This is a genomic window from Candidatus Cloacimonadota bacterium, from assembly GCA_011372345.1.
Classification (GTDB): domain Bacteria; phylum Cloacimonadota; class Cloacimonadia; order Cloacimonadales; family TCS61; genus DRTC01.
Window position 1 is genome coordinate 1 of the sequence record DRTC01000016.1, and the last position, 11662, is coordinate 11662.

The 11662-nt window shown below is 37.3% G+C and carries 12 protein-coding genes; all 12 read left to right on the forward strand.

The window, feature by feature from the left end; all coding sequences use genetic code 11:
• Positions 1-263: 263 nt before the first annotated feature.
• On the forward strand, positions 264-1166 hold the full coding sequence (locus ENL20_00255) for a phosphate butyryltransferase (GenBank protein HHE36993.1): 903 nt from the start codon (positions 264-266) through the stop codon (positions 1164-1166).
• Between the two features lie 138 nt (positions 1167-1304).
• On the forward strand, positions 1305-1592 hold the full coding sequence (locus tag ENL20_00260; protein ID HHE36994.1) for a hypothetical protein: 288 nt from the start codon (positions 1305-1307) through the stop codon (positions 1590-1592).
• 245 nt (positions 1593-1837) lie between these two features.
• Positions 1838-2950 (forward strand): acyl-CoA dehydrogenase, encoded by a 1113-nt coding sequence (locus tag ENL20_00265; protein ID HHE36995.1) that lies wholly within the window; start codon positions 1838-1840, stop codon positions 2948-2950.
• On the forward strand, positions 2947-4083 hold the full coding sequence (locus ENL20_00270) for an acyl-CoA dehydrogenase (GenBank protein ID HHE36996.1): 1137 nt from the start codon (positions 2947-2949) through the stop codon (positions 4081-4083). The genes ENL20_00265 and ENL20_00270 overlap by 4 nt, the downstream gene beginning before the upstream one ends.
• 2 nt (positions 4084-4085) lie before the next feature.
• Positions 4086-4301: a DUF104 domain-containing protein gene (locus ENL20_00275; GenBank protein ID HHE36997.1), complete on the forward strand. Its 216-nt coding sequence runs from the start codon at positions 4086-4088 to the stop codon at positions 4299-4301.
• Positions 4282-4716, forward strand: a complete 435-nt coding sequence (locus tag ENL20_00280; GenBank protein ID HHE36998.1) for a PIN domain-containing protein — start codon at positions 4282-4284, stop codon at positions 4714-4716. Before ENL20_00275 ends, ENL20_00280 begins: the two co-directional genes overlap by 20 nt.
• Positions 4717-4752: 36 nt before the next feature.
• Positions 4753-5895 (forward strand): acyl-CoA dehydrogenase, encoded by a 1143-nt coding sequence (locus tag ENL20_00285; GenBank protein ID HHE36999.1) that lies wholly within the window; start codon positions 4753-4755, stop codon positions 5893-5895.
• 85 nt (positions 5896-5980) lie between these two features.
• Positions 5981-6775 (forward strand): electron transfer flavoprotein beta subunit/FixA family protein, encoded by a 795-nt coding sequence (locus tag ENL20_00290; GenBank protein HHE37000.1) that lies wholly within the window; start codon positions 5981-5983, stop codon positions 6773-6775.
• A 9-nt stretch (positions 6776-6784) separates the two neighbouring features.
• The gene (locus ENL20_00295; protein HHE37001.1) at positions 6785-7756 is read left to right on the forward strand and encodes an electron transfer flavoprotein subunit alpha/FixB family protein; all 972 of its coding nucleotides are present in this window, start codon (positions 6785-6787) and stop codon (positions 7754-7756) included.
• Between the two features lie 3 nt (positions 7757-7759).
• The gene (locus ENL20_00300; GenBank protein ID HHE37002.1) at positions 7760-9715 is read left to right on the forward strand and encodes a CoB--CoM heterodisulfide reductase iron-sulfur subunit A family protein; all 1956 of its coding nucleotides are present in this window, start codon (positions 7760-7762) and stop codon (positions 9713-9715) included.
• Positions 9705-10892, forward strand: coding sequence for a (Fe-S)-binding protein (locus ENL20_00305; protein HHE37003.1), 1188 nt, complete (start codon positions 9705-9707; stop codon positions 10890-10892). Before ENL20_00300 ends, ENL20_00305 begins: the two co-directional genes overlap by 11 nt.
• 91 nt (positions 10893-10983) lie before the next feature.
• The coding region (gene meaB / locus ENL20_00310) for a methylmalonyl Co-A mutase-associated GTPase MeaB (protein HHE37004.1) at positions 10984-11662 on the forward strand (679 nt) is incomplete at its 3' end.

Below are 11662 nucleotides of genomic sequence, written 5' to 3' on the forward strand. Positions count from 1 at the left end.
CGATGTTTTTGATGATCCGGGAAGGTATAAAATTAAGGAATAATTTATCATTCCAAGGTTTCTTAACCTCATTCCCAAATTCCATTCCGGGATTTCTGAACCTCATTCCCAAATTCCATTTGGGAATGTTATTGTTGAAAAAGTTTTACTTTGATTCTCTTGGTGGAATAAAGAAAAATCGAAATGAAATTTCTTATACAATTGTGTTCCCAAATGGAATTTGGGAACAAGAAAAACAAGAAAAATAAATTCGGAGAAAATGAATGCCAATTACTAAGTTAGATCAGGTTTTAGACAGATTACACAAATTAGAAAAACGCACTATTGCAGTTGTTGCTGCGGAAGAAAGGGATATCTTAACAGCGGTGAAAAAAGCAAAAGATCAGGATCTGGTGAATGTTATCCTGGTTGGAGATAAGCATAAAATACAAAAAATCGCTAACGATATAAATTTTAATATTTCCAACATTGAACTAATCGACGAAAAAGAACCGCGGTTATCTGCTCGCATTGCTGTCCAACTCATTCGGGAAAGAAAAGCAGGCGTGTTGGTTAAAGGTCTGATCAGCACTGCTGATTATCTTAAAGAAATCCTGAACAAACAAACAGGGATCATGCCACCAAAATCGATCCTTTCTCATGTTACGATTTTGGAATATCCGACTTATCCCAAACTACTTTTTGTCTCGGATATTGCCGTTATCCTGCAACCGGATCTCAAACAGAAAATTGCAATGACCAATTATCTGATCGAGATTTGTCACAAATTTGAGATCGAAATACCAAAAGTAGTGTTATTAAATTGTTCGGAAAAGGTTGCAATGGACTACCAGAATTCTTATGATGCTGCCATCATCTCAACAATGAACAGAAGAGGACAGGTAAAAGGCGGGATCGTGGATGGGCCAATGGCAATCGATTTGGCAATATCCAAAAAATCCTGCGAAACCAAAGGATTCGATAGTCCTATAAATGGAGAAGCAGATGCCATCGTTTTTGGAAATATCGAAGCCTGCAATTCCTTCTATAAAGCCGGAGTGTATCTGGCGAATGCAAAAATGGCAGGTGTTCTGGTTGGAGCTAAAGCTCCAGTTGTTCTCACTTCGAGAAGTGACAGCGATTCATCAAAATTATATTCGATCGCAGTTGCTGCTTTAACGGGATAATAAATTTTTAGAATAAATTTGATCTTGAAAAGAAAATTTCTTGACATAAGAATTCGATTTTTTTCTTAAAATTTCTTTTATGAAAATTATAAAGAATCTTGTTGTAATAGCAAAGCGAAAGATATATTTGGAGTCAATATGAAAAGCATGAGAAGACCTTTCACAATCAACCTTGAAACTGAATTAATTAAAAAATTAAAAAAAATTGCAAAACCAAGTGGAATTTCAACATCAGAATTAGTAAATCGTATCCTCTTAAATTTTTCTAACAATTTTGAGGTGGTGAACAAAACAAAAAAATCTACAAAAACCAAAGCAACTACCAAGGATGACAAAAAATATCTCGAATATCTGGATTCTGTATTGAAAACGCTGACAGATTCCAGTGTTCCTAAAAAATCAAAAGAATTTATGATCGGAAAATGATTTAATAGTTCTGCATAATCGTGTGTGTCATCCTGAGTCCCGAAGGCTTTCGGGATTGCTTTTCTCTCGAAGGAATTCCACAAACAATAAGATTCTTAATCTTGATAGAAGATTGAAAGAATTTCAAGATTCTTCAGGAGATTACCTCTGAAAGAAACCGTCTCTTTCAGGAAAGAGAAAACCTCAGAAAGACATGCTTTTTTCATTTTGTAGAATCCTTATATATAAAAAATTTAGGAGGTTAGGTGAGTTTAATAAAATTAAATAACGAACAAAAAATGATCCGCGATGAATTCAGGAAATTTGCAGTTTCAGAAATCGAACCAGCAGCAGAGGAAATCGAGAAGAATGGAGTTTTCCCAATAGCAATTGTTGAAAAATTAGTGGACCTCGGTTTGTTGGGTCTAATCATTCCTGAAAAATACGGTGGAGTAGAACTGGATATGACCAGCCTTTGCATCGCAGTTAAGGAAATTTCCAAAGTATGTGCTTCGATCGGAACGATTCTGGTAGCGAATAATTGCCTGATCGCATATCCATTAATGAAATTCGGCCAGGAATCTCTCAAAGAAAAATACTTGAATAAACTTGCTGAAGGTGAGATCGGTGGTTATATCTGCGAACCTGAAATCGACCTTCCGCAAGAAAAAAATGATCTTAAAACAGAGGGAGACAATTATATTTTTTCCGGTCATCGAGAATTTATTTTAAATGGAGAAGCTGCGAATTTTTATATTATGCCAATCCAAACAAAAGAAAATACTAAATACTTTATTTTTGATAAAAATACGAGAGGTATATTTCCCGATCCCAAAAATCTGCTGGGAATGAGAACAGCCGGATTTACGGAAGCAGAATTTCAGGATCTAAACATGATTAAAGAAAATTGTTTCCTCACTGACGACAAAAAAGATGATATCCAATCTGAAATTAGAGATTTTTCCAATATTGGATTTTCTGCTATCTCTTTGGGAATTGCTCAATCTGCTCTCGATACTTCCATAAAATATGCCAAAGAACGGGTGCAGTTTGGGAGAACGATCTCTGAATTTCCTATGATCAGGGATATGCTGGCGGATATGAAAATCAAAATCGAAACTGTTAGATTACTTATTTATGATGCTGCTTCCAGATTTGATAATGGAGAAGATTATTCCGAGCAGTCAAAAATCGCTCGTATTATTGCGAGTGAAACAGGTATCTTTTGCGGATTGAATTCCATCCAGATTCACGGCGGATACGGTTATATAAAAGATTATCCTCTGGAAAGATATTTCCGGGATGCGAAAGTTGTGCAGCTTCTGGATGCATCTCCTCGTATTATGAAAGAAGAAATTGCAAAAGGATTATTAAAATGATATTAAGTGACGAACATCAAAAATTCAGAGAAAAGATAAGAAAATATGCAGATGAAATAGTTGCACCTCGAGCTATCGAACTCGATAAAAACGATGAATTTCCTCACGATCTCGTTAAACAAATGGGTGAAATGGGACTTTACGGTTTATGTGTTCCTGAAAAATACGGAGGTTCCGAACAGGGAACTCTGATGTATGCGATTGCTGTCGATGAGATCAGTCGGGCTTGTGGTTCGACCGGAATTTTTTATGCTGCACATACTTCGCTGGCTGTTGCTCCTATCTATCTTGCTGGAAACGATGAACAAAAGCAAAAATGGCTCACTCCTTTAGCAAAAGGTGAGAAAATCGGTTCATTTGGATTGACGGAACCAAATGCCGGCAGTGATGCAGCTGGAACTCAAACAACTTATAAACTTATCGATGATGAATATGTGATCAATGGTGATAAATGTTTTATCACATCCGGTCATGTTGCTGATATCATAGTTCTGACCGCGACCAAAGATCCGGCTTTAGGTTATCATGGAATTTCTGCTTTTGTAGTAGAAGAAGGTACTCCTGGATTCTCACTCGGAAAAAAAGAAGATAAAATGGGATTACGGGGTTCGATAACTTCCGAATTGATCTTTGAAGACTGCAAAATCCCCAAAGAAAATTTGTTGGGAAAAGAAGGAGATGGCTTTAGAATTTTCATGCAAACTCTCGATGGAGGAAGAATCTCGATCGGTGCTCTAGCTCTGGGAATTGCTCAGGGAGCTCTTGATGCAACTGTTAAATTCGTAAAATCTAATTCCATTTCCGGTAAATTATTGTCCAAACATCAATCTATCCAATCTTCAATTGCAGAGATCGGAACGGAAATCGAAGCTGCCAGACTTCTGATATATCAGGCAGCAGAACTTAAAGACGCTCATAAACCGCACACAAAACAAGCTGCAATGGGAAAATATTATGCTTCCTTGATCGGAATGAAAGCGACAAATATGGCAATCGAGATTCACGGTATGCTTGGTCTTACTAAAAAATATCCGGTGGAAAGATTCATCCGTGATGAGAAATTGATGGAAATCGGGGAAGGAACTTCCGAAATCCAGAAAATCGTGATCGCCAGACAGATACTCGGGAAGTAGATATGTTTAAAGTAGTAGAAGCAATTTATCATAAAAAAAAATTAGAACTGTTAAAATCTCTTGATCTAAATGAAGGTCAGCATGTGAAAGCAATAGTAATTGAAATTGACAAAAACCGTTCTCAAAAAGCAAAAGAAAGACAATTGCATCTATTAGATAAAGGAATCGATATGGGTAAGTTGTTATTCAAGGAGCGAAATGAATTACACAAAAGGTAACCTTCCTCTTATTGATACTAATATTTTAGTCTATGCTTATGATCAAATAGATGAAAGAAAACATAAAATATCCAATGAGATTGTTAAAAAAGCATGGGAAGATGGAACTTTAATTACACTTCAAAATTTGTGTGAATTTTTTATTGTAATCACAAAAAAAGTTGAGAAACCAGTTTCTGTTAAACAAGCAAGGGAAATTGTTGAGGATATTCTATCTTCTGAAGAATGGATTATAATTGATAGAACAGAAGAATCACAAAAAAAAGCGATGAAACTTAATCAGGAAAAGAGAATCCACTTTTGGGATGCATTGATAATAGCTTCGATGATTGAATATGGAATAAAAGAAATCATTACTGAAAATGTAAGCAATTTTTCAAAAATTAAATCAATAAAACCAATAAATCCATATTAGATAAAAATATCAATGAAAATAGGAGGATAAAATTATATGAATTTTGAATTATCAAATGATCAGAAAATGTTAAAAGAAGAGGTTAGAAAATTTGCTGAAAACGAACTGGCTCCCTTAGCTCCGGAAATCGATGAATCAGGTGAATTTCCTTATGAAAGCATAAAGAAATTAGCAGATATGGGTTTACTGGGAATTATTGTACCGGAAAAATACGGCGGTTCGGAATTTGATTTTGTTTCCCTGGCAATCGCGATCGAAGAAATTTCACGAGCTTGTGCTTCCACCGGAGTTATCACAGCCGTAAATAATTCACTCTGCACTTATCCGATCTTAACTTTCGGTACGGAAGCACAAAAAGAAAAGTATTTACCATTATTATGTTCCGGAGAAAAGATCGGTGCGATTGGAATAACTGAACCAAATGCCGGTTCTGATGTGGCAGCAATGGAATCTACGGCAGTACTCGATGGAGATCATTATATCCTGAACGGAGCAAAAAGATTTATCACCAACGGAACTGCTGCCGGTATTTTCGTAGTTTTTGCTTATACGGATAAAAATTTGAAACATAAAGGAATTTCTGCTTTTATCGTTGATCGCGACACTCCCGGATTCTCTCTTGGAAAACATGAAAACCTGATGGGAATCAGAGCAACCGGAAACTGCGAATTGATCTTTGAAGACTGTAGAATACCAAAAGAAAATCTTCTCGGAGAGATAGGAAAAGGATTTTTTATTTGTATGAACACCCTCGATGTTTCCCGGATCGATATTGGAGCTCAAGCTGTCGGTATTTCGCAAGCTGCTCTTGATGATGCTGTCCAATATTCTAAGGAAAGAAAAACTTTTGGTAAACCGATCTGCAAGCAGGGAATGATCCAGAATATGCTGGCTGAAATGGCAACTCAAATCCATACTTCCAGATTAATGGTTTATTACTCAGCTTGGTGTAAAGATGCCGGAATTAAAAAATTTACAAAAGAAGCTGCCATGGCAAAATATTATGCAACCACGATCGCAGTTGATGTAACCAGAAAAGCCGTACAGATTTACGGAGGTTATGGTTATACAAAAGATTACGCAGTGGAAAGATATTATCGTGATGCAAAAATTCTCGAACTTTATGAAGGAACATCTGAGATACAAAAATTAGTGATAGCAACGGAATTAGTTAAATAAAAAACTAAAAAACAAAAATTCTAAATGACAAAAAAAAACAAAAGATTTTGGATTTTAGTAATTTAGTTTTTTTAGATATTTTGAAATTTATTTAAGGGAGGTTATATTGGATATAATAGTCTGTATTAAACGCGTTCCGCAAACTGCAGAAGCAGAAGTAAGGATCGATTCCACAGGGAAAGACATCGAGAAGGATCGTTTGACTTTCGATACGAATGAATCCGATACTTATGCATTGGAAGAAGCTGTTTTGATGAAGGAAAAATTCGGTGGAAACATCACGGTTATTTCTCTTGGTGAAAAAGACACGGAAGACACATTACGCATTGCTCTGGCAAAAGGAGCAGATAATGCTATCAGGATCAAAGCAGAAGATTTTGATCATCTCGATGCTTATCAGACATCTCAAATTCTGCAAACTGTAATCAAAAATCTGAATTACGATATTATCTTTACAGGATGTATTTCTACAGATGATGCTTACTCGCAAATTGGTGTAACACTTGCGGAATTACTTGAAATTCCACATGCGACATTAGTCATTAATTTTGATGTTAACGAAAACAGAGCGGATGTGCAACGCGAATTAGAAGGTGGACTGATCGAACATCTTGATATTTCGTTACCGGCACTTTTCACCATTCAGACTGGAATCAATGAACCGCGATATGCATCTCTGATCGCGATCAGAAGAGCGGCTAAAAAGGAAATTCAGGTTATTGGAAAAGAAGAATTGCAACAGAATGAATTTATCAGCAATTCCATTCTCGAAGAATTATTTGTTCCTCCCATCTCCAAACGAGTTGAAATTATAACCGGAACAGCAGGTGAAACAGCGGGAAAACTTGCAGGAATTTTCAAAGAAAAAGGTCTAATTTAGGAGGAAAGAATGTCAGAAATATTTGTTTTGATAGAACATCGTCAGGAAGAAATCAGGGATATCAGTTTTGAACTTTTAGCCTGCGGTAGAAAACTTGCTGAAAAAAACAACTCTAAATTAACTGCTGTTGTTCTCGGTTATAATACTAAAAAAATTGTTGAAAAAATTAAAGAGCAAGCTCATCGAATTCTAATTTTCGATAATGAAATCTTTAAAAAATTTAATGCGGAAACTTATCAACTCGTTCTTTCAGATTTGATCCAAAAAGAAAATCCGTTTATCTTTTTGATCGGTCATACTGCCTTTGGCATGGATCTTTGTCCGGCTCTGGCAACGCAACTGAAAATCCCGTTCACGACCGATTGCCTGGATATCGAGATTGAAGGAAATAATGTGAAAGTGATCCGACAGATGTTCGATGGAAAATTGGATGCAAAAGTGAGTCTCCGGGAAAATTCATCTTACATTTTAACAGTTCGTTCAGGTTCATTCCCAGCAAAAGAAAGCAATCTTGAAGCAGAAATATCAAACCTTGATTCACCGATTTCCAAATCACCTGATTACAGAAAATTCATCGAGTATATCGAAGCAGTTGCTGGAGATGTGGATATTACAAAATCTGATGTTGTCATCGGAATCGGACGCGGTATTAAAGAGCAGGATAATTTAGCGATGATCGAAGATTTTGCTGATTCTATTGGAGGAGTCGTTGCTTGCTCCAGACCGATCGTTGATGCAGATTGGCTTCCCAAAGACAGGCAGGTCGGTTCATCCGGAAAAGTGATCAAACCGAAATTGTACATCGCTATTGGAATTTCCGGAGCTTTTCAGCATGTTGCCGGTATGAAGAATGCCGAAACCATCGTTGCCATCAACAAAGATGCGAATGCTCCGATATTTCATGAAGCGGATTATGGGATTGTGGATGATCTATTCAAAGTGATTCCTGTTCTGAAAGAAAAAATTCTGGAGATGAAATAGAAATTGAAAAAAACCGGAGTTTTCGTCTGTCATTGCGGTAAAAACATAAGTTCAACCGTCAATATCGAAAAAGTTGTTCAGGAAATAAGTAAAAATCCGAATGTAACTGTTTGCCGGGATTACAAATATATGTGTTCCGAACCCGGACAGAATTTGATCAAAGAAAGTATCATCACCGATAAATTGGAACGTGTTGTTGTTGCCTGCTGCACTCCTTCCCTGCACGAAGAGACATTTAGAAAAGCTGCCGAAACAACCGGATTGAATAGATATTTTCTCGAAATTGCTAATATTCGCGAGCAATGCAGTTGGGTTCATTCCGATATGAACGAAGCAACTCTCAAAGCGATTTCAATAACCAGTTCCCTGATCGAAAAGATCAAATTAAATGATTCTCTCGTTCCGATAAAAGTTCCAGTTACTCCAAAAGCTCTTGTTATTGGAGCGGGAATTGCCGGAATTCAGGCTTCTCTCGATATTGCTAATTCCGGTTATGAAGTTACACTGGTGGAAAAGAATCCTTCCATTGGCGGACACATGGCGCAACTCTCCGAAACCTTTCCCACGCTCGATTGCTCACAATGTATTCTCACTCCAAAAATGGTCGAGGTTGGACAACATGAAAATATCGAACTGATCACTTATTCGGAAGTTAGCGAAGTTTCCGGGTATATCGGAAATTTTAAAGTAAAAATACGAAAAAAAGCTGCTTATGTCGATCATAATAAATGCACAGGTTGTGGTGATTGTACGGAGAAATGTCCAATAAAAGTTATTTCTGAATTTGAGGAAGGATTGGGAAAAAGGAAAGCTATCTATTCTCCATTTCCGCAAGCTGTTCCCAACAAACCTGTTATCGATAAAGAACATTGCACTTATTTTCTTAAAGATGGAAAGTGCGGAATATGTCAGAAAATCTGCACTCTAAAAGCAATCGATTTTAAGCAGGAAGACTCTTTTATTGAAGATGAATTTGGAGCAATCGTTCTTGCTACCGGTTATGATACTTATCCTAAAGAAAATTTCAGCGAATATGGTGCAGATAAATATCCTGATGTGATCACAAGTCTGCAATTTGAAAGATTAGTTTCCGCATCCGGTCCGACTGAAGGAGAAATTCTGCGTCCATCTGATAGTAAAATTCCTGAAAGAGTCGCTTTTATTTCCTGTGTCGGTTCTCGTGATCCCGAACATCATCTTCCCTATTGCTCGAAGATCTGTTGTATGTATAATGTCAAGCATGCTCATCTTTATAAACATCAGGTTCCGGATGGCGAAGCAATCGTTTTTACGATCGATGTCAGGACTGCCGGGAAAGATTATGAAGAATTTTTCACGAGAGTCAAAGATCAGGATAATGTTCTTTATATTCGCGGAAAACCTTCAAGGATTTTGAAAGAAGGTGACGGTCTTGTTATCTGGACTGTTAATACTCTAACCGGAAAGCAGTTAAGGATCAAATGTGATATGGTCGTGCTGGCAACTGCAGTTGTTCCGACAAAAGAAGCAATCGAACTTGCAAAAAAATTAAAAATTCAAACAAATGAAAATGGTTTTTTCAGCGAGATACATCCGAAATTAAGACCAGTCGAATCAATGACTCCCGGTTTTTTTATAGCAGGATGTTGTCATTCTCCCAAAGATATTCCGGATACGGTTTCTCAAGCTTCTGGAGCTGCATCCAAAGTTCTGGAAATGTTCTCCCAAAAAGAACTTTCTCTCGATCCTCAAATCGCTTTTGTGGATGCAGATGTTTGTGCAGGTTGTAAATTGTGCATTCCGGTTTGTCCATATGAAGCAAGAGTATTTGATGAGAAAAAACGAGTTGTGGAAGTCAAAAATGCTTTATGTGTCGGTTGTGGAAGTTGCATTTCGGTTTGTCCGTCAGGAGCGACGCAACAGAAAAATCTGCAGGATTTACAGATTTCATCGATGATGGAGGTTCTGCTTGGATCCTAAAAAAAACATAACAGAAGAAATTAATGAGGAGATTCGGGAAGTTCTGCTCGAAGAAGGAGCGGAAGGGATCTATAAATGTTATCAATGCGGAAAATGTACGAGTATTTGTCCCTGGTTCCAAGTTGGTCTTTACGATTTTCCTGTCTATCGTTTTTCATTGGAAACAGCAATGGGAATGGTTGCCAGCAGCGAAGATAAAGATGAACTGGCAAAAGAAATAGATAAAATATATCGTTGTGTCGGTTGCGAAGCTTGTGTGGATCAATGTCCTCACGGAATCGATACTCCAAAAATATTACGAGCTGCGAGAAGGTTGCTGGTTGATTTCGGTTCCTATCCGGAAGTCTTGAAATCGACTGTTCAGAAAATTCATAATGTGGGAAATCCTTTTGGTGAACCGATAGAGAAAAGAGCCGATTGGGCAAAAGACATTGATGTTCCCGAATTTCAGGAAGGAATGGAATATTTGTATTTTCCGGGTTGCTTACCAGCATATGATTCGAGAAATCAAAATGTTGCTCGAGCAACTGCTAAAATTCTTCAAAAAATAGGAATCTCATTTGGTATTTTAGGGATAAAAGAACATTGTTGTGGAGAAGCAATTCGACGAATTGGAGCAGAACAGGTTTTTAAAGAAGTCTGTAATGCCAATATCAAAGAATTTTCCAATTCCGGAGTGAAAAGAGTTCTGGTCAGTTCTCCTCATTGTTATACGACTTTCAAATATGAATATCCTGAATTCGGTGCGGATTTTGAAACGCTTCATATCACTCAATTTTTATCCAAACTTATCGATGAAGGAAAGATCGAACCAAAAAAAGAATTTAAGAAAAAAGTCGTTTATCACGATCCATGTACTTTAGGCAGGAAAAACAATATTTATGAAGAACCGAGAAATATCTTGAAAAATATTCCTGCTTTGAAATTCTTGGAAGTTGAAAACTTTAATCGGAATTTAAGTGTGTGTTGCGGAGCCGGAAGCGGCGGTTTATGGATGGAATGGGATAAAGATGAACGGATCGCCAATGTCCGTCTGAAACAGCTGATCGATACCGGAGCAGAAGTGATTGCGGTTGCCTGTCCGTATTGTTTGCAGATGTTCGAGGAGACTTTGAAATCAATGAAAACCGATATTCAGGTTTTGGATGTGACGGAGATTTTATATGAGTCGATTTGAGATTAGAATTCTATGTAATTCTTTGTTTGATAGTAAAATGAACAATAGGAAGACTTGATGATTAATCGCACAATTAAAATTGAGAAAAAAAATGACTAATCTTGAAAAATTATTAAAAGCAGATAAAATCACAATCGCTCGCACGATCACACAAATAGAAAATAACTCCAATCCCGAACTATTGGAAAATATCTTCCCTCACACAGGAAAAGCATTTCATATTGGAATAACCGGACCTCCAGGAGCCGGAAAATCTTCTCTGGTAAATGCTCTCGTCTCAAAATTATTGGATGATAATAAAAAAGTTGGAATAATTGCAGTAGACCCGACTTCACCTTTTTCCGGAGGAGCATTGCTCGGAGACAGGATCCGAATGAACGACCTTGCCTTGCACGAAAATGTTTTCATCAGAAGTATGGCAACACGGGGAAGTTTGGGAGGATTGGCTTCCAAGACAAAAGATGTAGCATTGATAATGGATGCAGCCGGAATGGATTATGTTGTCATCGAAACTGTGGGAGTCGGACAGATCGAACTGGATATCGCTCAAGTTTGCGATACAACGATCGTGGTTTTAGTTCCCGAATCCGGAGACTCCATTCAAGCGATGAAAGCAGGATTGTTGGAAGTTGCTGATATTTTAGTCGTGAACAAAGGTGACAGAACCGGTTCTGATAGACTAATACTGGAACTGAAATTCGCTTTTGAATTAAGAGATCAGAATCTGGATTGGGAAGTTCCAATTTTAAAAACAGTTGCGATTGAAGACC